Annotated in this window: 19 protein-coding genes and 2 pseudogenes; 10 read left to right on the forward strand and 11 right to left on the reverse strand. The window is 64.0% G+C overall.

Going from position 1 to position 22623, the window contains the following annotated elements; genetic code table 11:
- Window positions 1-36: 36 nt before the first annotated feature.
- Window positions 37-639, reverse strand: a complete 603-nt coding sequence (locus QUH67_RS31015; protein WP_300943386.1) for a superoxide dismutase — start codon at window positions 637-639, stop codon at window positions 37-39.
- A 154-nt stretch (window positions 640-793) separates the two neighbouring features.
- On the opposite strand from QUH67_RS31015, the gene QUH67_RS31020 reads away from it, so the two are divergent.
- From QUH67_RS31020 to QUH67_RS31030, 3 genes are all read left to right on the forward strand, one after another.
- Window positions 794-1333: a GNAT family N-acetyltransferase gene (locus tag QUH67_RS31020; protein ID WP_300943388.1), complete on the forward strand. Its 540-nt coding sequence runs from the start codon at window positions 794-796 to the stop codon at window positions 1331-1333.
- 87 nt (window positions 1334-1420) lie between these two features.
- The gene (locus QUH67_RS31025; RefSeq protein WP_300943390.1) at window positions 1421-2800 is read left to right on the forward strand and encodes an MATE family efflux transporter; all 1380 of its coding nucleotides are present in this window, start codon (window positions 1421-1423) and stop codon (window positions 2798-2800) included.
- 85 nt (window positions 2801-2885) lie between these two features.
- Window positions 2886-3347 carry a DUF2147 domain-containing protein gene (locus QUH67_RS31030; protein WP_300943392.1) on the forward strand — a complete coding sequence of 154 codons (462 nt, stop codon included), beginning with the start codon at window positions 2886-2888 and terminating at the stop codon, window positions 3345-3347.
- Between the two features lie 22 nt (window positions 3348-3369).
- Here QUH67_RS31030 and QUH67_RS31035 read toward each other — a convergent pair whose 3' ends face one another.
- The 4 genes from QUH67_RS31035 to QUH67_RS31050 all read right to left on the reverse strand — a co-directional run bounded on the left by QUH67_RS31035 (window position 3370) and on the right by QUH67_RS31050 (window position 10272).
- Window positions 3370-4524 carry a DUF3095 domain-containing protein gene (locus QUH67_RS31035; RefSeq protein WP_300943394.1) on the reverse strand — a complete coding sequence of 385 codons (1155 nt, stop codon included), beginning with the start codon at window positions 4522-4524 and terminating at the stop codon, window positions 3370-3372.
- A 76-nt stretch (window positions 4525-4600) separates the two neighbouring features.
- A complete protein-coding gene (gene htpG, locus QUH67_RS31040; RefSeq protein ID WP_300948233.1) occupies window positions 4601-6472 on the reverse strand; it encodes a molecular chaperone HtpG in 1872 nt (623 codons plus the stop codon).
- A 96-nt stretch (window positions 6473-6568) separates the two neighbouring features.
- Window positions 6569-8560, reverse strand: a complete 1992-nt coding sequence (locus QUH67_RS31045) for an HlyD family type I secretion periplasmic adaptor subunit (RefSeq protein ID WP_300943396.1) — start codon at window positions 8558-8560, stop codon at window positions 6569-6571.
- Window positions 8557-10272 carry a type I secretion system permease/ATPase gene (locus tag QUH67_RS31050; RefSeq protein ID WP_300948234.1) on the reverse strand — a complete coding sequence of 572 codons (1716 nt, stop codon included), beginning with the start codon at window positions 10270-10272 and terminating at the stop codon, window positions 8557-8559. Before QUH67_RS31050 ends, QUH67_RS31045 begins: the two co-directional genes overlap by 4 nt.
- Before the next feature lie 584 nt (window positions 10273-10856).
- Between QUH67_RS31050 and QUH67_RS31055 the strand changes: the two genes are divergently transcribed.
- The 3 genes from QUH67_RS31055 to QUH67_RS31065 all read left to right on the forward strand — a co-directional run bounded on the left by QUH67_RS31055 (window position 10857) and on the right by QUH67_RS31065 (window position 15621).
- On the forward strand, window positions 10857-12383 hold the full coding sequence (locus QUH67_RS31055) for a hypothetical protein (RefSeq protein ID WP_300943398.1): 1527 nt from the start codon (window positions 10857-10859) through the stop codon (window positions 12381-12383).
- Between the two features lie 277 nt (window positions 12384-12660).
- The gene (locus tag QUH67_RS31060) at window positions 12661-14544 is read left to right on the forward strand and encodes an ethylbenzene dehydrogenase-related protein (protein ID WP_300943400.1); all 1884 of its coding nucleotides are present in this window, start codon (window positions 12661-12663) and stop codon (window positions 14542-14544) included.
- A complete protein-coding gene (locus QUH67_RS31065) occupies window positions 14545-15621 on the forward strand; it encodes a 2Fe-2S iron-sulfur cluster-binding protein (RefSeq protein ID WP_300943402.1) in 1077 nt (358 codons plus the stop codon).
- Between the two features lie 24 nt (window positions 15622-15645).
- On the opposite strand, the pseudogene QUH67_RS35055 reads toward QUH67_RS31065, so the two are convergent.
- Window positions 15646-15882: pseudogene (locus tag QUH67_RS35055) on the reverse strand (hypothetical protein); the annotation flags it as partial.
- A 134-nt stretch (window positions 15883-16016) separates the two neighbouring features.
- On the opposite strand from QUH67_RS35055, the pseudogene QUH67_RS31075 reads away from it, so the two are divergent.
- Window positions 16017-16521, forward strand: a pseudogene (locus QUH67_RS31075) (adenylate/guanylate cyclase domain-containing protein); the annotation flags it as partial.
- A gap of 470 nt (window positions 16522-16991) precedes the next feature.
- Here the strand turns inward: QUH67_RS31075 and QUH67_RS31080 are convergent.
- The 5 genes from QUH67_RS31080 to QUH67_RS31100 all read right to left on the reverse strand — a co-directional run bounded on the left by QUH67_RS31080 (window position 16992) and on the right by QUH67_RS31100 (window position 21123).
- Entirely contained in the window at window positions 16992-17729 is a 738-nt protein-coding gene (locus tag QUH67_RS31080) for an SDR family oxidoreductase (RefSeq protein WP_300943404.1), read from the reverse strand.
- Window positions 17730-17929: 200 nt separating this feature from the next.
- Window positions 17930-18361 carry a pyridoxamine 5'-phosphate oxidase family protein gene (locus tag QUH67_RS31085; protein ID WP_300943406.1) on the reverse strand — a complete coding sequence of 144 codons (432 nt, stop codon included), beginning with the start codon at window positions 18359-18361 and terminating at the stop codon, window positions 17930-17932.
- 150 nt (window positions 18362-18511) lie between these two features.
- Window positions 18512-20644 carry a catalase gene (gene katE / locus QUH67_RS31090; protein WP_300943408.1) on the reverse strand — a complete coding sequence of 711 codons (2133 nt, stop codon included), beginning with the start codon at window positions 20642-20644 and terminating at the stop codon, window positions 18512-18514.
- 98 nt (window positions 20645-20742) lie between these two features.
- The gene (locus tag QUH67_RS31095) at window positions 20743-20895 is read right to left on the reverse strand and encodes a hypothetical protein (protein WP_300943410.1); all 153 of its coding nucleotides are present in this window, start codon (window positions 20893-20895) and stop codon (window positions 20743-20745) included.
- Between the two features lie 9 nt (window positions 20896-20904).
- Window positions 20905-21123, reverse strand: a complete 219-nt coding sequence (locus QUH67_RS31100) for a hypothetical protein (protein WP_300943413.1) — start codon at window positions 21121-21123, stop codon at window positions 20905-20907.
- Between the two features lie 211 nt (window positions 21124-21334).
- Here QUH67_RS31100 and QUH67_RS31105 point away from each other — a divergent pair, with 211 nt between their 5' ends.
- The 3 genes from QUH67_RS31105 to QUH67_RS31115 all read left to right on the forward strand — a co-directional run bounded on the left by QUH67_RS31105 (window position 21335) and on the right by QUH67_RS31115 (window position 22558).
- The gene (locus QUH67_RS31105) at window positions 21335-21676 is read left to right on the forward strand and encodes a response regulator (protein ID WP_300943415.1); all 342 of its coding nucleotides are present in this window, start codon (window positions 21335-21337) and stop codon (window positions 21674-21676) included.
- A 140-nt stretch (window positions 21677-21816) separates the two neighbouring features.
- Window positions 21817-22266 (forward strand): YidB family protein, encoded by a 450-nt coding sequence (locus QUH67_RS31110; protein WP_300943417.1) that lies wholly within the window; start codon window positions 21817-21819, stop codon window positions 22264-22266.
- Between the two features lie 31 nt (window positions 22267-22297).
- A complete protein-coding gene (locus QUH67_RS31115; protein ID WP_300943419.1) occupies window positions 22298-22558 on the forward strand; it encodes a GlsB/YeaQ/YmgE family stress response membrane protein in 261 nt (86 codons plus the stop codon).
- The last annotated feature ends 65 nt before the right edge of the window (window positions 22559-22623 follow it).

A 22623-nucleotide genomic window follows, 5' to 3' on the forward strand; every position in this document is an offset into this window, starting at 1 on the left:
GTTCGCGCTGTGCGGGCCGGAATGCCGTGATAATGCTCAGACGCCAGCCTTGCCGTAGAGCTCGTCGACATAATCCCAGTTGATCAGCGAATCGCAGAACGCCTTGAGATAGTCGGGACGGCGGTTGCGATAATCAATGTAGTAGGAATGCTCCCAGACGTCGCAGCCGAGAATCGGCGTGGCGCCGTGGACCAGCGGGCTCTCGCCGTTCGCTGTCTTGGAGATTTCGAGCTTGCCGTTCTTCACCGACAGCCAGCACCAGCCGGAACCGAACTGACCGACGCCGGCGGCGGCGAAATCGGCCTTGAACTTGTCGAGACCGCCGAGGTCCTCGGTGATCTTCTTTTCGAGACGGCCGGGCAGCTTGTTGCCGCCGCCGTTCGGCTTCATCCAATTCCAGAAATGCAGATGGTTGTAATGCTGGCCGGCATTGTTGAACACGGCCGGATTCTTGCCGAACGAACCCTTGACGATCTCTTCCAGGGACTTGCCTTCGAACTCGGTCCCCTTGATCGCGTTGTTTCCGTTGGTCACGTAAGCCTGGTGATGCTTGTCGTGGTGATATTCCAGCGTTTCCTTGGACATGTGGGGCGCAAGGGCGTCGTGGGAATAGGGCAGATTGGGCAGCGTGAAGGTCATGGGTGATGTCCGAACTGATGGGAGACGAAGTTTAACGGAAACCCTTATAGAAGGTTCCATGGCGGTTAAACACCGCAATTTGGCGAAGCCGGTGGGGCCTGCCTGGCGTCCTGCGCGTCGAGCGTATCACCGGACGCCCCCGACGAGGAATGACATGAGTATCGAGATCGACGTCCTGAACGGTGATTCCTCCTGGCCGCGGGCCGAACCGCTGCTGCAGGCGGTCTGGCCGCGCGCGGAAATCGAAAAATTGCCCTGGGGTCACGTCAAATGGGCCCATGCCGATTTGCGGGTGCTGATCGACGTGCCGGAGGATGCCGCCCAGCCGGGACTGTTGTGCCACGTCGGCATCTATTTCCGCACGGCGACGTGGGACGGACGAAAGGTCGAGATCGGCGGCATCGGCGGCGTTTCGACGCGGGCGGATTGCCGCGGGCGCGGCTATGCCACGCTGGCGCTGAACGCCGCGATCCGGACGCTGCGGGATCACGAGGCGGTGCGCTTTGCGATGCTGTTCTGCGAGCCGCGCAATGAGGCGTTCTACCAGACGCGGGGCTGGCATCCGTTTCAGGGCGAGGTCTATGCCGAGCAGCCGGAGGGAAAAATTCGCTTCCAGGCGATGGCGCCATATGTGTTCGATTTCACGCGCAAGCCGCGCGACGGAATTATCGACCTATGCGGCCTGCCATGGTGACCCCTGCGCGATGCGCGGGTGGCTTGCGGCGCCGTCGCCGGATAATATGTCAGGCGTAATTTATTGAATTTGGATCACCTGCGCCGCATGACCATTGACGCCCCGCTCGACGCGCGCCCCGCAGTCCCGTCCGCCCCGGCCAACAGCCTGCTCAACGCGCCGATATTGCCGACGCTGCTGAAGCTCGCGTTGCCCAATGCGATCGCCATGGTGGGAACCACCTTGGTCGCCGTGTTCGAGACCTCCTATATCGGCCGGCTCGGCACCGAACCGCTGGCCGGCATCGCGCTGGTGTTTCCGTTCGTCATGCTCACGCAGATGATGTCGGCGGGGGCGATGGGCGGCGGCGTCTCTTCCGCGATCAGCCGCGCGATCGGCGCCGGCGAACGCGATCGCGCGGCGACGCTGGCGCTGCATGCCGCAATGATCGGCGCCTGCGCCGGAATCTTCTTCACCGCTGTCATGCTCATGTTCGGCCGAACTTTCTATACGCTGCTGGGCGGCAGTGGCGGCGTGCTCGAACAGGCCATGCAGTATTCGCACGTGCTGTTCTCGGGCGCGATTTCGATCTGGCTGGTCAACACGCTGGCTTCCGTGGTGCGCGGCACCGGCGACATGCGCATTCCATCGGTGACCTTGATCGGCACCGCGCTGGTGCAGATCACTGTCGGGGGCGCACTCGGCCTCGGGCTGTTCGGTCTGCCGAAACTGGGCATGGGCGGCGTGGCCGCGGGCCAGCTCACCGCGTTCACGCTAGGTGCGCTGTTTCTGGCCTGGTATCTCCTGAGCGGCCGCAGCCGTCTGACTCTGAAGCTCAAGGGTTTTACGTTCCAGCGCGCCATGTTCTTCGACATCCTCAAGGTCGGCGCGGTGTCGTGCCTGTCGCCGCTGCAGACGGTGCTAACGGTCTTGATTTTCACAAAAATCCTCGCAGGCTACGGCACCGAGATTCTCGCCGGCTACGGCATGGGCTCGCGGCTGGAATTCCTGCTCACGCCGATCTCCTTCGCTTTCGGCGTCGCCTCGGTGCCGATGGTCGGCATGGCGATCGGGGCGGGTCTCGTCACGCGCGCGCGACAGGTGGCCTGGACCGCGGGGCTCGCCGCCGGCATCACGGTCGGCGCCATCGGGCTGATCGTCGCGGCGAAGCCTGCGCTTTGGGTGTCGCTGTTCACCAGCGACCCCGGCGTCACGGCCGCGGCGCACTCGTATTTCACCTGGGCCGGACCAGCGTTCGCATTTTTCGGCATCGGCGCCTGCCTCTATTTCTCCTCGCAGGGCGCCGCAAAGGTCGGCGGTCCGGTCATGGCCGGAACCGCAAGGCTGCTGATCGTCGGTGGCGGCGGCTGGCTGCTGGCATCGGCGGGAGCTCCAGCGTGGCAGATGTTCGCGCTGGTCGGCGTCGCCATGGTCGTCTATGGCCTCGGCACGGCGCTGTCGGTCCGACTCACCCGCTGGGGCAAATAAACGGCCAGGTTGTGCAACGAACTTAATGTGAAGTTGCGCAAATCTGATTTGTTGCTATGCAAGCCTGCTTTTCGGGGAATGATTCATGGCTGGCAAAACATCTTTCACCATTGCGACGGCTTTCATCATCGCGATCGCGGCAGCATGGCTGGCCGCTCCGCCGGTTCGCGCACAAGGCGCAGGCGAGCCGACCGGCGTCTGGCTGACGCAGTCCGGCGACGCACGGGTGAAGGTAAGCAAATGCGGCGGCGGCATTTGCGGCGTCATCGTCGGTCTCAAGGCACCGATCGATCCCGCCACCGGCAAGCCGCAGGTCGATGACAAGAATCCCAACCCGGCGCTGAGGCAGCGAGCCATGATCGGCCTGCCGCTGTTCAGCGGCATGCAGCCGGTCGCGCCCAGCAAATGGTCGGGCCAGATCTACAACGCCGATGACGGATCCAGCTACGCGAGCAGTATCTCGTTGGCCGGGCCGGACGCGCTGCGCGTAGAAGGCTGCGTCGGTGCGCTGTGCGGCGGCGAGACCTGGACGCGGGTGGGACGGTAGATTCTCCGCTACGGCACCTGCATCAGGCCGCCATCGCCTTCAGCGCCGTCGCCGCCGACGCATATCCGCCGCGCGCGCCGTCGATGAAGTGGACGTGATCGCTACGCATCACCGAGGGCGTGAAGCAAGTCATCATCGCGGCGTCTTGCCGGTGCAGGCCGTAGCGCACGATCCGCTCCGATGCCGCCTTCGCCAGCAGGTCCGCCAGCGCTTGCTGCATCTCCTCGGTGCAGTCGAGGATCATCCGCAGGCCGTCGTCATATTTGCGGAAGTCGGAATTCTCAATCACCTGCTGCACGTAATTCTTCGGCACGAATTTGCCGACCTTGATGCCGAAGCGCATCACGACATAGGCCCACAGCGTCACCGCGAGCACGACACCGCGCCGTTTCAGCAGCGGCCCGCCGCGGGCGGCGCGCGCTTCATACTCGACGCCGGCCGGCGGCCAGCGCAGCGGCGGCCCGCCCGGCGGTACTGGCCGGCCGGCATCCGGAGATTGTTCGGCCAGGCGGATGATGTCCTCGATCACCTTGCGGAAACGATGCGGATCGGCGCCGCCGGCTGGCACCACCAGCACCGACAGGATGAGCCCGCGCGTGGTCGGAATTTCCTCAAACCGGCACGACAGTCCGGACAGATCGGGCTGCGTGCCGGGCGGCGCCGCCGGCACCGCGAACGCGCCGCGCTTCATCGCGGCGTCCGCCCAGCCCAGACCACCGCCGGAAAACATCGCATAGGACAGGTTGGGTGACGGCCCGAATCGGGCCACGCGCACATCGAGGCCCTGCGCCCGGATGTCTTTGACCGGCACCAGCGCCACGCGCATGGAAAGATTGAGACTCTCCTCGACCCAGGTCGCGGTCGCCGCCAACGCATCGCGCGCCCGCTCGAGATCGCCGGGCGACACCGCAAAGCTGGCGCCATCGCCACCGAACACGAACGGAAATTCGCGCCCTTCGAGCGCGTTGGCGACAGCGGCGATGACCGAGGCACCGGCCATGTTGACCGCCTTGTAGCGCTGGTTGGCGATCGCCCTGGTCGATTCCACGATATCGGCGACGCCGACCGCCCAGTCGTCCGGCAACGGCGAATACATCGCCGGGTCCATCAGGCTGGCAAAGCCACGAAAGACCGGAATCGCGCCGTAGAAGATGTCGGTGCCGTCAAGCGTCGTCATGGCGATGCGGCCGCCCCTAGTTCGAGGTTTCTAGCAGATACGGCCGAACTTTTAATTGGGTTCGCGACAGATCGTCCTATCCCTTCACGATCCCGCGCAGCACCAGCGCGTTGAGCCGGTTGGCAAACGCCGCCGGGTCCTCCGGCAACTCGCCGTCGAGGATCTGCGCCTGCTCCAGCAGCAGGAACGACAGGTCCTTGGCCGCGTCCTTGTCGCCGGCGATCGCCGAGACCAGGGGATGGCGCATGTTGACCTCGAGGATCGGCTTGGTGGTGGGCGCCTTGTTCTGCATCGCCAGCAGGCGTTCCAGCATGCGGTCATGCGCGCCGCCGCCGGCGACCAGGCATGACGCGCTCGCGGTCAGCCGCTGCGAGGCGCGGACGTCGGAGACGCGTTCGCCGAGCGCGTCCTTGATCAGCGCAATCGTCGTGTCTTGATCCGCGGTTGCCTCGTCCCGCTTGTCCTCGGCCTTGTCGTCCAGCAGCGGAATCAGGCCAAAATCGATGTCGCCCTGGCTCAGCGACTTCAGCGGCTTGCCGCCGAAATCGAGCGGCGCGGAGGTCCAGAATGCATCGACCGGATCGGTCAGCAGCAGCACTTCGATGCCGCGCGCCGTCGCGGATTCCAGTTTCGGGTTGGCCTTCAACCGTTCGACGCTTTCGCCGGTGAGATAATAGATGTCGGTCTGGTTCGGCTTGAGGTCCTCGACATATTGCTTGAGCGAGCGCTTCTCACCTTTGGTCGTGGTGAAGCGCGAGAGGCCCAGCAGTTTCTCGCGACGCTCAAAATCCTCCCAGATGCCTTCCTTGATCACGGGGCCGAACGCGTCCCAGATCTTGGCGAACGTCTCCGGCTCCTTGTCGCCGAGGCTTTCCAGCTCCGAAATCACGCGGCCGGTGACGGCCTTGCGGATCTGGCTGAGCTGCGGGTTATTCTGCAGCATCTCGCGCGAAATGTTGAGCGGCAGGTCCTCGCTGTCGATCACGCCGCGGATGAAGCGCAAATAGGCCGGCAGGATCTCGGCGTCGTCGGCGATGAAGACGCGGCGGACATAGAGCTTGACCTTGCCCTTGCGCGCCTGGTCGAACAGGTCGAACGGCTTGTTCGACGGCGCGAACAGCAGCACCGCATAGGACTGCCGGCCCTCGGCGCGGTAATGCAGCGTCATCGCCGGCTCGTCGAAGGCGCCCGCGATCTGCTGATAGGCCTGCTTGTAGTCCTCCGGCGTCAGATCGGACTTGGACCGCTGCCACAGCGCGCTGGCCGAATTGATCTGGCGCGGCTCGCCCTCCTCCGGCACCAGTTCGATCGGGAACTGGATGTTGTCGGACCAGGCGCGAACGATGCGTTCGATCTCGTGGGTCTCGATATATTTCGCCGCGTCCTTTTTCAGGTGCAGCACGATCTCGGTGCCGCGCGTGATGCGGGCGGCGTCCTCTTCGCTGGCCTGCGCGATTTCAAACCCGCTGCCGCCCGAGGACGACCAGACGAAGACCTGGTCCGAGCCGGCGCGGCGGCTGGTCACCACGATGCGATCGGCCACCATGAACGCCGCATAGAAGCCGACGCCAAACTGGCCGATCAGGTTGCTGCCGTCCTTGGCCTCGGTCAGGCGGGAGAGAAAGGATTTGGTGCCGGAGCGCGCAATGGTGCCGAGATTGTCGATCAGTTCCTGCCGGTCCATGCCGATGCCGGTATCGACGACGGTCAACGTATCGGCCTTCTTGTTCGGCACGATGCGAATTTTGGGCGGCGCGCCGTCGGTGATCAGATCGGGCGCTGATATTGCCTCATAGCGCAGCTTGTCGCAGGCGTCCGATGCGTTGGAAATCAGCTCGCGCAGGAAGATGTCGGTCTCGGAATAAACCGAGTGCACCATCAGGTTCAGGAGTTCGGCGACCTCGGCCTGGAACGGCTGGGATTCGGGGGCGGTGGTGGTTGTCATCAGGGGCTCGCAAGGAACAGGGCTAAACCAAAGCCCTGATATAGCGATACCATCTGGGGTGGCAAGATTGAGCCGCTCCGTAACCCTATGCCCGCCCCCTCACCGCTCAACGAAAGCGCGCTGGAATTGATCCATGATGGGCTTGGACAGGTAGCTCAGCATGGTCCGGCTGCCGGTCTGCATGAATACCTCGGCCGGCATGCCCGACATCAGCTGAAGCCCGGCAAGCAGGCGGCGCTCCTCCTCAGGCAGCATGATCCGGACCGTGAAATAGGATGTACCGGTCTGCGGGTCCTTCGTGGTATCGGGCGAAATGAATGAGACCTGCCCCTTCAATTGCGGCGTCACGCGCTGGTTGAAAGCGGAGAAGCGGACAAAGGCCTGCTGGCCCTTTCGCACCTGGTCGATGTCGTTGGGCTGCAGTTTGGCCTCGATCTGCAAATCGTCGGAATCCGGCACCACCTCCATCACGGCATCGCCGGCGCGGATCACGCCGCCGATGGTGTGTGCGTTCAACTGATGGACCACGCCCGACGTCGGCGCGCGCATCTCGATGCGCTCGAGTATGTCGCGCGCCGCGACGGCGCGCTCGCTGAGTTCGGCTTCCTTGCCCTGCGCCTCGCCAAGATCCTTGACCACTTCGGTGCGCACGTCCTGGTCGAGCCTGACCAGTTGCAGCTTGGCCTCGTCTACCTTGGTCCTGGTCTCGGCGATCGTGGAGATCAACTGGCCCCGTTCACCCTCGATCCTGGCGGCCTCGCGCTGCAGCGCCGTGAGCCGTGCGATCGGAACGAGACGCTTGTCGAACAGCTCCTGCACGCCGACGAGTTCGCCGGTGATCAACTCCAGCTGCTTGGCCTTCGATGCGACCTGCGCCTCGAGGCCGACGATCTCTTCGCCAAGCTGCGACACCTTGCTCTTGAGCAGCTCCTTCTGACTCTCCCGGGCCGTCGTCCGCGCCCGGAACAGCGATGCCTCCGATGCCAGCACGTTCTTGACGCTGGGATCGTCCAGCCGCGACGACATTTCGGTAGGGATCGCCGGCTTGGGCAAACCGTCGCGCTCGGCCGTCAGCCGCGCGATCTTCGCCCGCATTTCGTCGAGCTGCTTGCTGACCACCTGTTGGCTGGCCTGCGCCTGCGTAGCGTCCAGCCGCAGCAGCAGGTCGCCGGCGTTGACCCGCATGCCGTTATGGACCGGGATTTGCGCGACCACGCCGCCGGTCGGATGCTGGATGGTCTTGACGTTGGACTGCACCACCAGATTGCCCGGCACCACCACGGCGCCCGATAGCGGCACAAGCCCCATCCAGCCGCCGGCCACGCCACCGACGATCAGCAGCGCCCGCAGGCCGGTGCGCAGTTCGCCCTCGTAGGCGCGGCCCGCGCGCTGCACGATGCTCTCGCCGGGCGCCCCAGCCATGTCCCTCGACCCGTCGCGATCGGCGAGAAAAGCGACGCCGGCGGTCAGGCCGTTGCGGACCACGTTGGCCACCGAGCGGTCGCGCGAGATCGGGCCGGCGGGGCTCGGCGGCGCCAGTTGCGGCGCCTCGACGCGCGGCGGCCGCATCTCTTCGATCGGCAGGGCCTCCGGCCGCGACCTTGGGAAATTCATCAGCGATGGATCGTCGGGCGAGATGATCGGCCCCCGCGCCTGCGGCTCATTGTGCCGGCCCATGCGTGGGGGGGCATACTCCGCCGGACCGCGCATGCCGCCCACCGGCGGCGCGGTCATGAATTGTGGATCGCGCGTGCGTCCACCGCGCGGCGGCGGCGGTTCCGGATCGAGAACCTCGGGCTGCGACCCGAACGGGCCCAGCCATTCCAGCACCCGCCCCATCTTGCTCTTCTTCTTCGACCGCTTCGGCCGGGCCTGCCGCGGACGCCGCGAACCCGGACGGCCCTCGTCGTTCGCCGGGCGGCGAAGCGGCGGCCGCTGGTCCTGCTGATTGTCGAGTTCGAAAGCCTGCCGCAGCCGCTGCAGTTCGAGAATCAGCGCCTGGCCCTGCGGTGCCGCGGCATCCTCATCCGTCCCCTCGAACCGGCGGCGCGAAACTCTTTGATCGGCATACACGTGATCGAAACCCTTCATGATGGTACGCTTTCGGCAATCGCCTGACGCGGCTCAGCCTTGGCCTGCGGCGGAGACTGCGGTACTCCCGGCACTCCCTTGCCGCCGGCGTTGCGGACACGCGCGAAGACCTCGGCGCTGGGACCGAATGCGATCGCCTTGCCTTCGTAGAGCACCATGGTCATGTCGAGCGCCGACAGCGCACTCGGCCGATGCGAGATGACGACGACGACGGATTTGTTCTGGCGCATGATCCCGATGGCGCGGGTCAGGGCGTTCTCGCCGTCGGCATCCAGATTGGCGTTGGGCTCGTCGAGCACGAGCAGAAAGGGATCGCCGTACACCGCGCGCGCCAAGCCCACCCGCTGCTTCTGGCCGGCCGACAGCGACATGCCGCCTTGTCCGATCCGTGTCGCATAGCCTTCCGGCAGACGCAGGATGATGTCGTGGACGCCGGCAATCTGCGCGGCCTTCAGGATCGCGTCCGAGTTGGCATTGTCGTCGAAGCGGCAGATGTTTTCCGCCACGGTGCCGTCGAACAGACCGACATCCTGCGGCAGATAGCCGATATGCCGGCCGAGATCCTCATTGCGCCATTGGTCGAGCGAGGCGCCGTCGAGCCGCACGGCGCCGCGATGCGCCGGCCAGATTCCAACCAGCGCCTTCGAAAGCGAAGTCTTGCCCGATGCGCTGGCGCCGAGCAGCGCCAGTCCCGAACCGGCCTTGAGCGAGAAGGTAACGCCGGAGACGATCGGCATGTCGAAACCGGGCGCCGCCACCGCGAGATTCTGCACGGATAATTCGCGGCCGGGCCGCGGCAGCTTCACTGGCGGCGCGGGAGGCTGCGCCGTCGCCTTCAAGATGTCGCGCAGGCGCGTCAGGCCCTGGCGCGCGGCGGCGAGCTGCTTCCAGGTGCCGAGCGCGATCTCCACCGGCGCGAGCGCGCGCCCCATCAGGATCGAGGACGCGATCATGATGCCGCCCGACGCCTTGTCGGCGATGACAAGATAGGCGCCCATGCCCAGCATTCCCGACTGCAGGATGTAGCGCAGCACCTTCGCGCTCGAGCCCAGATTGGCGTATACGTCGGTCGCGCGGATGTTTTCCTGCAAATAGCGCTCGTTTGCCTGCGCCCAGCGCGCCGTCAGCCGGTCCGTCATGCCGAGGGCCCGGACGATCTCCGCGTTGCGCTGTGTCGCGTCCGCCAGCACCTGCCGCTGTGCGTTCAGGTCCGACGCCGCCTTGGTCGCGCTGCGCGAGATCCGCTCGGTCACCAGCGTCATGGCAATGATCGCGGCGGTGCCGAGCAGCGCGGTTAAGCCGATCAGCGGATGAAACAGAAAAAGCCCGATCAGGAACACCGGAATCCAGGGCATGTCGAGGAACGCCGTCGGTCCCATGCCCGACATGAAGGTGCGCACCTGGTCGAGGTCGCGCAGCGGCTGCTGCATCAGGACAGGCTTCACCCCGCGCAGCGGCAAAGTGGCGAGCGCCGAGTGGATCGCTTCCTGCAGGCCGCCATCGAACAGCGTCGCGATCCGGCAAAGCATCCGCGACCGCATCGCATCGAAATAGCCCTGCACCAGATAGGCGATCAGCACCATCAAGGAGAGGCCGAACAGGGTCGCGAGGTTACGGCTCGGGATCACCCGGTCGTAGACCTGCAACATATAGAGCGAGCCCGACAGCATCAGGATGTTGATGACGCCGCTGAACAACGCGACGCCGATCATGCGGCGCGCGCTGTCGCGAAGCGCGTTCGCGACCGGATCTCCGGCGTTCAACGTCGACAGCAGGTCCGAAATCGCCCGAGGCGTCGCAGCTGCCCGCGCCCGGTTCCGTGCCTGCCCCTGAGCGATACTCATTGAACTGCCCTTTGCCCCCTTCGAGTGGCGGGTTTCCCTGCAAGCCTGCTTGACGCGCGATGCAGACCATTTTTCGACGAGAATGCGACGAATGCCGATCGTTCAAGTTCGCTCGCGGGTAGAAAGGTGGCAAACGCCGCATTGTCGCCGGCTCTGTGTGGCGCGGCTGAGCGGAATTCCGGCACGAACGAGCGGGCCCCCCGGATTCGCGCGCCAAGCGCCGATACCAGCAGCAGTTTCTCAGCCTTGCGGGGGCTTCATTCGCCTCTTTTCGGGGCACCGCCCGTCATGGATTCGTCCGTCTATCACCTTGCTTCGGCGCTCAATGGTCGCCGTCTCGGCCGAATGACGCCACGAAGCTAACCGATCCTTCATCGTGCACACATCCCGCTCCCTGGTGGATGGCGGCGACCACGCATCAATGAATTCGACTGGATGACAGGGGACCAAGAATGGCTCGTTTCACGCTTTGGGGAGATCAGCGCCGCGCCGATCTCGAGCAGCCGATCGACGAGGCGCCGAGCCCGCCGATGGCCCCCGCGCCTCCGTCCGCAACACCGCCGGAGGACGCGCCTCCGCTCATCGATACGCCCTCGCCGTCCACTGCACCCACCTTCTCCGGCCTTGGTACGACCTTCAACAACGCTGTCCAGGCGCCCGTGAGCAGCCTGCCGCAAACGACGGTTGACCAAGGCAGCTTGGGAACTAGCGGCGTCGCCAATATCGCGAACGAACTCACGACGGTGCATAACGGTCTGCTGGCGGAGGTCGGCAAGGGGCAGCTGTCCGGCGCCGCGCTCGGCCATGTTCAGGCCATACTGTCCGACATCAACACCGCGATTTCGACGGCCAATGCCACGGCGAACACCGCCGCCATGATCGGCAATACGGCAGCCGCAGAACAATCGCTTCGCGCCAGCAATCTCGACATGGTCAATGCCGTCAATACGGTCAAGGCCAATGTCGCGCTGACCAACCTTGCACTTGCGTCGGCGCCGGCGGCAGTGCCTGAAGCACCCGCACCGCTCGCCAGTCTCGCGGAGATCGGCGCGAGCTTCAATGACGTGGCCAACGACATCCTCGGCGGCGTCACTGACGACAACCGGGCCGGGATCACCGAAGACCTCAATACCGTGATCAAGGACCTGCAGACGCTGATCAGCGCCAAGCCGGAAATGTTCGAGGGAGCGGTCGGCGAGCACGCCAACGAAGTGCTGCAGCAGCTCCAGCTCGAGCTCGCCTATATCAATGACCCGGACATCAGCCCCGATGCGGCGCGCGCCAGCATCGACAACATCCTCGACATTATCGAAATCGTTCAGAGCGACCCCAAGCTGGCCGAGATGGCGACGCAGGACGGCGTCAGTGGCTTCTCGCCGATCCCGGGCGTCGGAAATCCCGCCGAAGCGCTTCCTGAAAATGATGTGCAGACGGTCTTCACGGCCAATTTCATCGCCCAGTCCAATTCGCTCGGCCAGCAGGCCATCGACCTCGTTGGCAGCGGCGATATTAACGCCATTGCCGCGTTGATCGACAACCTCAAGGCATTCGAAAAGTTCGTGGCCGAGTTCGACGCGGCACAGGGCGGCGACGCATTGCTGACGGCGACCGGTGCGCTTGGCGCCGAGGTGGCCGCGATCATCAAGGGACTGCAGACCGGCGATGCCACCCTGGTCACGGCGGCGGCAGACCAGATGCACGGCAACGCGGCCGATGTCAGCGCGAGCAACGTCCCCGTCACCGGAGGCAGCTACAATCCCAATGGCGCAACTGTGACCGAAGTCCTGGGGACGGCGCCGGTGGCCGAACCGCCGGCCGCCGTGTCAGCGGCAGAGTCGGTTCCTGCACTCGACGTAGTCTCTCCAATCGGCGCCGAGCCGGTGACGCTTGCGGCAGCTGACGTCAGCATTGCGATCGAGGACCATGGCAATGCGGACATGCCCGATCTGGCGCATCAACTGCACCATACGTGGGGATAGCGGCGCGCGGCGCGGCCTCCGACGTCCCCGATGCTACGGGAATGCCGGAGGCCGGTACTTCGAGTGAAGAACGCGTTCGCCGATCCGGCTGACGCAACGGGCACAGAGAACAGGCATGAGCCGGCCTGGGCCCGCAAGGAAAGATCCTTGAAAAACGATCCTTGGACGGTGGCCCCAATAACGGGTTTGGGGACCCATCGTCGGTACGGCGGCGGCATCGGCGGTTGGAGGAATCGGCGCGGTTGCTGTCCGGTAAATGAATTAGCGGGGCATCTGCGTGAGGCAGCGTAAGACGGACTATGGGACCATCATTCTGCACTGGACGTTCGTGGCAGCCTTCGCCGTTGCGCTCGTTACCGGTCTACGCATCGCGACCGAATCACCCGACCGAACCTGGCTCAACTGGTTCGACGCCGTACTGCCGCGCGGCAGTGCATGGGTCGCCCATATGCAGGCGGCGATCGTGCTGGTGTCGGTCGCGATCGGCTATGTCGTCTACATGCTCCGCTCCGGCCTCGGACGCCGCGTCCAGCTCGACAAGGTCCGGGTGCGCGGACTGTTCCGCCGCGGACAAGTCAGGTTGAGCGCCGTGATCGCCCTGATGTACTGGATCTTCTTCGTCACGATGTCGGGACTGCTGATCAGCGGCGGGCTGCTCTATTTCGGCTTCTACTCCGGCTACGACGTCGCGATGCTGCACTGGGTCGGAACGTGGGTGATTCTCGCCTTCGTCGTGTTGCACGTCCTGACCCAGTACAAGAGCGGCGGCGTTGCGCAACTGCTGCGCATCTTCCGTCCCGCCCCACTGCCCGCGCCGCCGCCGAAGCTCGATGCAGTCGAGCTTTTGGGCATGCTGGCCGAGCAATCGGCGCGCGCGTCCGAATCGGAAAATTTCGGCGCCCCGCCCGAGGTCCCGTCCCATCCGCTGCAGCCGCGCGCCGAGGCCCGCCGCGACCGGCCCCGCGAACCTGACCCTGCGATGCGCCCGACGCCCGGCCCCGCGCGGTCGCGCAACCCGACGCTGCAGGCCAATGCGTTCGTGGTCGCGGTCGCCGCCGCTATCACCGGCGGCTCGCTCCTCGTGGCAACCGACCGGCTAACGGTGGACAGCGTGCAGATCCGCCGTATCAACCCGGCCGACGCTCCGATCCTCGACGGCGACACGTCGGATCGGGCCTGGCGCGGCGTCAAGCCGTTCTCGCTGCTCACCGGAGAAGGCGGGAATTTCGACGGCAAGGGAGAAGCCCGAATCGAGATCCGCGCGGTGCATGACGGTACCTACGCGTATTTCCTGTTCACCTGGCAGGACGCGACGCGCTCGCTGAAGCACCTGCCGCTGGTCAAGGAAACCGATGGTTGGCACCTGCTTCATTCCGGCTTTCAACTCGGCGACGAGCATCAGTACAACGAAGACAAGTTTTCGGTGCTGTTCACCACCATGGACGTCACGCTGGCCGGCGGCCGGACGTTTCATCCGGGACCGCAGCCCGTCGCCAGTGCGCCGGCCACCATGAGCGGACGCGGACTCCATTACACCGCGGCCGGCTACGCCGATGTCTGGCAGTGGAAGGCGACCAGCAGTTCGGCCGGATGGCTGGACGACGCGCATTTCGGACCGCCGGCCGACCCGACCCCGATGCAGGTGGCCAATGTCTTGCCCTACAAGGGCGGCTTCGCGACCGACCCGGGAACGGCGAACTACCGGGACAATTTCTCCGTCGAGGCCGACACCTCGGGCGGCCCGCGTCGCAGCCGCCTGATCGCTCCACTTCGACTGCCCAAAGCCGTCGCCGCCACCACGGACGCGATGGGCGACATCGATCTCGATCCCAATCACGGCGAGAGCGACGGGGCGCGGTGGTACATGACCGATCAGGATTCGGTGCCCTACTCGACCGATGCCGACGCCCGCATCCCGGTCGGCACCGTGATCCCGGGCGTCATCCTGGGCGGCGAATTTTCAGGCGACCGCGCCGACGTTCGATCGGCGGCCCGTTGGGCCTCCGGCCTCTGGGCGCTGGAGGTGAAACGTCGGCTCGACACCACAAGCAAGTTTGACGTGCCCATCCGAAGCGGCGTCTTCATGCGGGTCGCCGCCTTCGACCACAGCCAGATCAGACATACGCGGCACGTGCGGCCCATTCGTATCGAGGTGGAATAAATGTCAAAGATTTGCAAAGTCACGATCAACGACGAGCCGTTTCTCGCGAACCGCGGCGAGCTGCTGCTCGACTGGGCGTTGATGAGCGGCGTCGATCTCCCGCATGACTGCCGTTCCGGAATCTGCGGCGCCTGCCGCGTGCGGCTGGTCGACGGCCAAGTGTTCGGTGGTCAAAGCCGCGGCGACGACATGATCCACGCCTGCCAGGCCCGGATCGTCTCCGATCTGCAGATCGAGATCGAGGACGCGCCCGAGCCGGTGGCCTTGTCGGCGGAAGTAGCGCAGGTCGTCCCGCTCGCGCCCGACGTGGTGGGCGTCGACATCGAACTGCCAAAGCCGCTCGACTACCTTCCCGGCCAGTATTGCAAGCTGCAGTTCCAGGGCATGCCGCCGCGGTCCTACAGCCCGACTTTCCCGATGGAAGGCGCGCCTCACGATCACCTGCTGCACTTCCACATCCGCAAAGTGCAGAACGGGCTGGTTTCCTCGGCGCTCGGCCAGGAAATCCGCGCCGGCCACCGCGTCAAGCTGACGGGGCCGTACGGCCGCGCTTTCTTCAGGAAAGATCATCCGGGGCGCACCGTACTCGTCGCCAGCGGCACCGGCTTTGCGCCGATGTGGTCGGTCGCGGTCGCCGCGATCATGGAACAGCCGCAGCGCGAAATGGTGTTCATCGTGCAGGCCCGCAGCATCCGCTCGCTCTACATGCATGCGGCGCTATGCCGGCTGGCGCTGTTTCCCAACGTCACGCTGATCCCGATGGTGTCCGAGCCGCAGCAGATGTCGCACGCCATTCAGGGTGGAAGGCCGACCGACCATCTGCCCGCACTCACGCCCGACGACGTAGTGTACACTGCGGGCGCTCCGGCGATGACGGATGCGGTAGCGCGGATCGCCAAGAGCGCCGGCGCACGATGCTACACCGATCCTTTCGTGCAGGAGCCGAGGGCCGCGGAACAGTCCGGCCTGATGTCGCGGATCACCGGCTGGCTCAGCGAACCGAAGAGCCCGCCCATCGCCCCTCAGCCGGCGCCAATGCCGCGCGGCGTCGCCGCGGTCGGGGTTGGCAACCGCTAGAGGCTTTAACCGGAGTTCGCGGCGATACCTGCTCACGGACATCTCGAACGCGGCCCTTGCGTTCGCAGCGATGTTGCGCCCCCACCACGCGCCGTAAACGCGGTCGAACACCAGCGGTTCGATCGCCGCCCGGATCCGGCGCACCGCAAACGGCCATGCTCGACGGCGATGCCGAAGAAGCCCGAGAGCGACATGACGGGTTGCTGCCGTCTGAGGCGGGGTGGGTAAGACAAAAGAAACCAAACGATTCTGACATGTTACGGGACGGTTTGATATTGCGACCCGGATGGACAGCAGATAGGCTTCTTTCGACACCGCGTGGTTGCCCCGTACTGACCATCTCCGGTTGTCCCAATCGGGAGCGCTGGGACTGAACTTTTCGGGATGCTAACGTCATGAGGCGCAAGATCGCCGCCATTCTGGTAGCCCATATCGCCGATTACGGCAGATTGGTTGCCGATGACGAAGAAGAGACGCTGCGGCGAATGGCGTCCTGCCGATCCACCATTGACGATTTCATTGCGATAGCCGGCGGGCGCATTTTCAATACCGCGGGCGACGCACTCCTTGCAGAATTCTCGAGCGCCGTCGAAGCCGTGCGCTGCGCCATCGAAATCCAGGAGAGCCTGCGCACGCGCAACCTTGCTTATCCGGGCAGCCGGCAGATGAACTATCGCATCGGCATCGGCATCGGCGACGTCGTCGAACGCGAAGGCGATCTGCTCGGCGATGGCGTCAACATCGCCGCACGCCTTGAAGGCCTGGCGGAGGTCGGCGGCATCTGCATTTCGCGCGCGGTGTATGAACAGGTGTCCAACAAGCTGTCGGTGCGATTTATCGATATCGGCGCGCGGAAAGTGAAGAACATTCCGGAGCCGGTTCACGCCTATGTCGTGGCGACGTGGGACAATGCCCGCTCTTACGGGGCGCCGCAGGCATCCGCCGCTCCGGCAAGAACAAAACCGGCCAACAGGAGGATATCAGTCGCGCTCATCGGCGTGATCGCACTATGCGCGGCAGCTGCTGCTTTCCTGCTGGTAACCCAGCGGCCCGACGGCAAGGCAGCCATCAGCCAAAGTACGGCCGCGGCATTGCCATCGGCATCGGCGAGCCCACCTCCGACATCTTCATCACCTTCCACAACGTCATCGCCTCCGGCGGCGGCGATGCCCGCCCCAGCCATCCGTCGTACCAGCACGGCCAGAAACGAATCGGAGCCTGCAAGACGCTCCTTTCAATCCTGCAGCGATCTGGCGACTCAACGCGGTTGGGGTAGCTATGAAGCGCGAGGAAAAACAGAGTTTATCGCTGCGTGCACGAAGGGCCAGGTTGATTGAAATCGACGGCTTCTTTCGTGCTCGGTCTGATGGCTACCACGTCTCCTTGAACGGCCGGATCTCCATTTCGAAGGTCCATGCGCTGCGCGGCTGGTCGTACAGCCGCCAGTAGGCATCCGCGACCGACGCCGGCGGCATCAGGGCATCGGGATCCTTCAGCGCATCCGGCCCCAATGCCTCGATCCGCCGTTGCCGAACCCATTCGGTGTCGACGCCGGAATCGATGATCAGGTGGGCGACATGGATATTCTGCGGCCCGAGTTCGCGCGCCATCGCCTGCGCCACCGCGCGCAGCCCGAACTTGGCGCTGGCAAACGCCGCATAGCCGCGCCCGCCGCGCAGGCTGGCGGTGGCGCCGGTGAAGAAGATGTTGCCCTGGCCGCGCGGCAGCATCAGGCGCGCGGCTTCGCGGCCGGCCAGGAAGCCCGAATAGCAGGCCATTTCCCAGACCTTGCGGAACACCCGCTCGGTGGTGTCGAGGATCGGGAAGTTGACGTTGGCCCCGACGTTGAAGATGCAGACCTCCAGCGGCGCGAGCTTGTCGGCCTCGTTGAGGAAGGCGGTGATCTCCTCTTCCTTGCGGGCATCGAGCGACCGTGCGACGATCTTGCCGCCGCCGGCCTCGATCTCCTTTACCAGCGGCGCGAGCTTGTCGCCGTTGCGGCGCCCGGCGAAGACGGTGAACCCCTCGGCGGCGAATTTCTTGGCGATTTCTGAACCGATGAAGTCCCCCGCCCCGATAATGGCCGCGGTCGCATTTCTCTCAGACATTGGCTCTCTCCAGTTCAATGCGGGCCGATCCTCCCGGCGGGTGGTGATTTCAGCCGGCCGCCGCCGTCAGGTCAATTCTGTTTTGGTTCGCGATTTCCCACAGCTTGTGGTTCAGAATCTTGTCGGTCGACGAACGGCGCAATGAAAAAGCCGCCTCAAACGGGCGGCTTCTGCATCGGATGGGTACGCGTTCAGCCGGCTTACAGCTCGACCTCCCCTTCGTGCTCACCGTCCCAGTAGGTGATGCGCGAGGCCTTGACCCTGATCAGCACGATATTGGGCGTATCGACACCTTGGTCGAACCATCGGTCCAGATCGCTCGTCCAATGGGCCTTGAAAGCAGCCTTGTCGCGGATCAGTTCAGCGGCGCCTTCGACTGCAACATAAATGGCATCCGAAAATATTCCGCCATCGCTGGTGAAACCCAGCGCGACCTTCGGATTGGCCTGTATGTCGGCGACGGTGCGGGACTGTTCAAACGTGAAATAGTACGATGTGCCGTCGTAGTCGACATCGCCATTGTTGCTCATCGGACGGTTGGCGATCTGGCCATTCTCCGTATGGGTCGACAGGATAGCAATGTCGATGCCTGCCATTCGCTTCGAGATTTCTTCAATCGATTTGTGATTCATGTCCCACCTCAAGTGCGTCTGGCGGGACAACAGAACCGCCGTCAATCAGTTCCAGCGTCCCGTCGTGAAGCCCAAGCAGCTTGAGAAAAAACAGAAATTCTACGGGTTTCATCAAGCTGGATCCGAGACCGATGCTCGTGCTGCCGCCCCCTATTTCATCTTGACGCGCGGCTCGCGGCTCCAGACCCGCAGTTGACCGAGCTTGCCGACGAATTCCCTGACATCCCCAGGAGACGCCAGCGCGATAACACCCTCGTCAAAGTCGGCCTCCGCAATGCCTGCTTTCGCGAACAACGGCACGGCGGCCTTCACATGACCGATGAACTTGCAATGCGCGAAGGCGTCGGCGACGAAATCACGTACCGTCGATTCCTTCAGCAGATCGTCGATCGCATCTGCCGCCGGCAACAGCGCGATGGCGTCATACAGCACGGATGGGCCGCCATCGATCATCTGATCGGCCTCGATCCAGCTGCCATCGCTGTCTTCTGCACCGCCCACTTTCGGCGCGATGATTTCGAAACTCGCCCCTTCCTTGCCGAGTGCCGTCTTCAGCGCCTTCAATAACGTCGCGTCGACGCCATCCGAGACGAGAATGCCGAGCTTGCGCCCCTCGAAGCGCTGCGGGCCGTTCTCGACGATGCTGAGCTTGGCCGATACATCGAGGTCCTGACGAACGGGCACCGCTGCATCGGCGGCCTTGGGCATCGCCTGCAGACCTAGCCCCGTGCCGACCTGCTGCGCCAGGGACTGGTCGATATTGAGCAGATGCGACACCACCCGCTCGCGGATCACCGGCGTTTTTACCTTGCTGAGTTCGAAGACCAGCGCAGCGGCGATGTGATGCCGCTCGCCTTCGGTCTGGCTCAGGAAGAACTGCCGGGCCTGGCTGTAGTGATCCGCAAAGCTCTCCGGGCGCAGCCGGCGCTTGGCGCCACTTTCGTGGTCGGCAAATGGCGTAAACCCGCGCTCGGGGGATTCGCGCGGTCCCTCCCCAAAGGAGTTCGGCTGGTAGTTGGCCCGGCCAACGGGATTGCGCATGGCCATATGGCCGTCCTGCTGGAAGTGATGAAACGGGCATTTCGGCGCATTGATCGGGATATGCGTGAAATTGGGACTGCCGAGCCGTTTCAGCTGCGTGTCGAGATAGGAGAAATTGCGGCCCTGTAGCAGCGGATCGTTGGAGAAATCGATCCCGGGCGGCACGTTCTGCGTCATGAACGCAACCTGCTCGGTCTCGGCGAAGAAGTTGCCGGGCATTCGGTCGAGCACGAGCCGACCGACCGGGACGGGTGGCAATACTTCTTCCGGAATCAGCTTGGTGGCATCCAGAACATCGAAATCGAAACTGTCTGCGAAAGCCTGATCGAACAGCTGAAACTGCAGCTCCCATTCCGGGAAGTTGCCGGTCTGAATGGCGGTCCAGAGATCGCGGCGGTGAAAGTCGGGATCGGCGCCGTTGATTTTCACGGCCTCGTTCCAGAGCACCGATTGCATGCCGAGCTTCGGCTTCCAGTGAAACTTGACGAACGTCGATTCGCCCTTCGCATTCACGAGGCGGAAGGTGTGGACGCCAAACCCTTCCATGAAGCGGAACGAGCGCGGGATGGCGCGATCCGACATCACCCACATGATCATGTGCATGCTTTCGGGGGTCAGGCTGATGAAATCCCAAAAATTGTCATGGGCCGATTGCGCCTGCGGGAAAGCGCTGTCGGGCTCTTCCTTGACCGCATGAATCAGGTCCGGAAACTTGATGGCGTCCTGAATAAAGAACACCGGAATGTTGTTGCCGACGATGTCCCAGTTGCCCTCCTGGGTATAAAGCTTGACGGCAAAGCCGCGCACGTCACGCGCCAGATCCGCCGACCCCTTGCTGCCGGCGACCGTGGAGAAACGCACAAAAGCCGGCGTCTTCTCGCCTGCCCGCTGGAACAGATCGGCGCGGGTGTATTTCGTCTGGGGTTTGTAATTCTCGAAGAATCCGTGCGCGCCGTAGCCGCGGGCGTGAACGACGCGTTCGGGAATCCGCTCATGGTCGAAATGGAAAATCTTCTCGCGAAAATGAAAATCCTCGATCAAGGTCGGGCCGCGCGGTCCGATCTTGAGAGAATTCTGGTCATCCGAGACCGGACCGCCCTGGGCGGTGGTCAGCACCGGAATATCGCCGCTGGCGGTTTGGTGAAGCTCGCCCCCCTCGCCCCGCATCAACTTCTGATCGTGGATCGTTGCCGACGCCGCTGCCGCCGTTGTGCCGGCTGTCGGCTTGGTTGATTTGGCCATGAGCTTTCCTGATATTTTGTAGCTGAGATGAGAAACGCCGAGTCGTGCCTGGTGTACGTGGCGACAGTGAATCCCGGAGAGACGCCTTGGCGGTCCGGCTAGGTGCGGAAGAAGACGAACCAAACAATCGCCATCGCGATGACGGCGATGCTGACGCTCACCACGAGAAGCAGCAGGATTGACGGCCCCGGCTCGGCCTGCCGGGCTTCCGTCGGCGTTTCGATAATGACGCCGTGCTTTTTGATGGCCATGACTGCCTCCTAGATTTTCGGTGCGAGGTCGGCGCGGTCGAACACCGGCACGGTCTCGACATCCTCGGGCGTGGCGCCGGACGGCGTATCTTCCGCGGCATGGCGCAACGCTTCGCTGGTGGCATCCAACCCATCCGCCGTTTCGTTCGCGCCGCTGCCGGCATCATGGCGCTTCGGTGGAACCTGCTTGCCCGCATCGGCGCCGGCTTCGAAATTCGTTTTGCTCATGTTTTCCATCCTCTGTGGCAAACCAAACCGCCCGCATGACGATGGTTCCTGCCGGATGAAGAGAAGCTTCGCATCGGGCTTCGCTTCCGGCTTTGCATGGCCCTCGGGCCTTAACCACGACGATGCATGAAGCGGCCCGCGAGCGGTTCTTTTGGAGATCGCGTGAACCAATCGAAATTCGGCGGATTAGCGTCGATTAACGGAGGCGCGAATGCCGAATTTCATTGCGTTGGTTGTCGAGGACGATGTCTTTCAGCGAGAGATCCTCGCCGAACTTCTGAGGGATCACGGCTTTGACGTGGTCGAGTGCAGTTCGGCGGAAACCGCCGAGCTCGTGTTGGCCTCTACGGGAACGGAGCTTGCCGCGCTGGTCACGGACGTGAACCTGGGTGATGGCATGTCCGGCGTAGAACTCGCGCAGTATGCGAAACGCCGGTTTCCCCACATCAACGTGGTGATGATATCAGGACATAGCCCGCCGCTCATTCCCGACGACACCCACTTCTTCCTGAAGCCGTTCAGCTCGAAAGATCTGTTGGCGACCCTGACGTGAAGGCCGTCGCAGACTGAGGGTGCAAACGCCGGTTGCGGAAGGCCGACGTGGGCAAAACGCCGCGGTTCCAAGGCGAAACCTGCCTGGAACCTCGCACCACCCTGGGACGTTGCCGCGCGAGATCAACGGAGGGTACGGATATGTCTCGCGGATTTCCATCGATGACAGCGTTGCTGGGCTTGCTTGCCATAGCGGGCTACCAGAACAGGGACAAGATCGGGGAGCTGCTGAAAGGTGCGACGGCGCCTGCGGGGCCGGGCAATCAGCAGAATCCGCTTGGCGGCCTGCTCGGCAATCTCGGCGGTGCCTTGGGCGGCGCAGGGGCCGGGGGTCTGCTCGGCGGCGGGCTCGGCGAATTGCTCGAACGGTTCAAGCAGAATGGCCAAGGCGACGCGGCGGAGTCCTGGATCAACACAGGCCCGAACAAGGAGCTGCCGCCGCCCCAATTGAAGCAGGCCATCGGAGCCGACGTGCTGGCTGCGCTGGAGCAGCAAACCGGGCTCTCCCAGGACGAATTGCTGGCGCGACTCTCGCGGGAGCTTCCTGCCGCGGTGGATCAATACACGCCTGACGGCCGCCTTCCGACCTGACACACACTCACAACGCTAAAGGACCATTCTCATGGGTATCATCTGGACCATCATCATCGGCTTCGTCGCCGGCATCATCGCAAAATTCATCATGCCCGGCGACAATGAGCCGTCAGGGTTCATTCTCACGACCATTCTCGGCATCGTCGGCGCGTTCGTGGCGACGTTTCTCGGACAATCGCTTGGCTGGTATCGGCCCGGCGAGGGTGCCGGCCTGATCGGCGCCGTGGTCGGAGCGATTGTGGTCTTGTTTGCCTACAGCGCGATTGCGGGCCGGCGCCGGGCCTACTGAGCGAGCCATCTCGTTTGGGACATCAATGAGATCGCCGGGGGTAAGCTGATCATTCCGCTCACCGT

The organism is Bradyrhizobium roseum (genome assembly GCF_030413175.1).
Taxonomy (GTDB): Bacteria; Pseudomonadota; Alphaproteobacteria; order Rhizobiales; family Xanthobacteraceae; genus Bradyrhizobium; species Bradyrhizobium roseum.

What these genes read in the sequence shown, in the direction of transcription:
- katE (WP_300943408.1), bottom strand. Translation starts at nt 20,644, where the DNA reads ATGGCCAAATCAACCAAGCCGACAGCCGGCACAACGGCGGCAGCGGCG.
- QUH67_RS31045 (WP_300943396.1), bottom strand. Translation starts at nt 8,560, where the DNA reads ATGAAGGGTTTCGATCACGTGTATGCCGATCAAAGAGTTTCGCGCCGC.
- QUH67_RS31050 (WP_300948234.1), bottom strand. Translation starts at nt 10,272, where the DNA reads ATGATCGGCGTCGCGTTGTTCAGCGGCGTCATCAACATCCTGATGCTG.
- QUH67_RS31100 (WP_300943413.1), bottom strand. Translation starts at nt 21,123, where the DNA reads ATGAGCAAAACGAATTTCGAAGCCGGCGCCGATGCGGGCAAGCAGGTT.
- QUH67_RS31080 (WP_300943404.1), bottom strand. Translation starts at nt 17,729, where the DNA reads ATGTCTGAGAGAAATGCGACCGCGGCCATTATCGGGGCGGGGGACTTC.
- QUH67_RS31030 (WP_300943392.1), top strand. Translation starts at nt 2,886, where the DNA reads ATGGCTGGCAAAACATCTTTCACCATTGCGACGGCTTTCATCATCGCG.
- QUH67_RS31020 (WP_300943388.1), top strand. Translation starts at nt 794, where the DNA reads ATGAGTATCGAGATCGACGTCCTGAACGGTGATTCCTCCTGGCCGCGG.
- QUH67_RS31065 (WP_300943402.1), top strand. Translation starts at nt 14,545, where the DNA reads ATGTCAAAGATTTGCAAAGTCACGATCAACGACGAGCCGTTTCTCGCG.
- QUH67_RS31025 (WP_300943390.1), top strand. Translation starts at nt 1,421, where the DNA reads ATGACCATTGACGCCCCGCTCGACGCGCGCCCCGCAGTCCCGTCCGCC.
- QUH67_RS31115 (WP_300943419.1), top strand. Translation starts at nt 22,298, where the DNA reads ATGGGTATCATCTGGACCATCATCATCGGCTTCGTCGCCGGCATCATC.
- QUH67_RS31095 (WP_300943410.1), bottom strand. Translation starts at nt 20,895, where the DNA reads ATGGCCATCAAAAAGCACGGCGTCATTATCGAAACGCCGACGGAAGCC.
- QUH67_RS31085 (WP_300943406.1), bottom strand. Translation starts at nt 18,361, where the DNA reads ATGAATCACAAATCGATTGAAGAAATCTCGAAGCGAATGGCAGGCATC.
- QUH67_RS31015 (WP_300943386.1), bottom strand. Translation starts at nt 639, where the DNA reads ATGACCTTCACGCTGCCCAATCTGCCCTATTCCCACGACGCCCTTGCG.
- QUH67_RS31035 (WP_300943394.1), bottom strand. Translation starts at nt 4,524, where the DNA reads ATGACGACGCTTGACGGCACCGACATCTTCTACGGCGCGATTCCGGTC.
- QUH67_RS31055 (WP_300943398.1), top strand. Translation starts at nt 10,857, where the DNA reads ATGGCTCGTTTCACGCTTTGGGGAGATCAGCGCCGCGCCGATCTCGAG.
- QUH67_RS31105 (WP_300943415.1), top strand. Translation starts at nt 21,335, where the DNA reads ATGCCGAATTTCATTGCGTTGGTTGTCGAGGACGATGTCTTTCAGCGA.
- QUH67_RS31110 (WP_300943417.1), top strand. Translation starts at nt 21,817, where the DNA reads ATGTCTCGCGGATTTCCATCGATGACAGCGTTGCTGGGCTTGCTTGCC.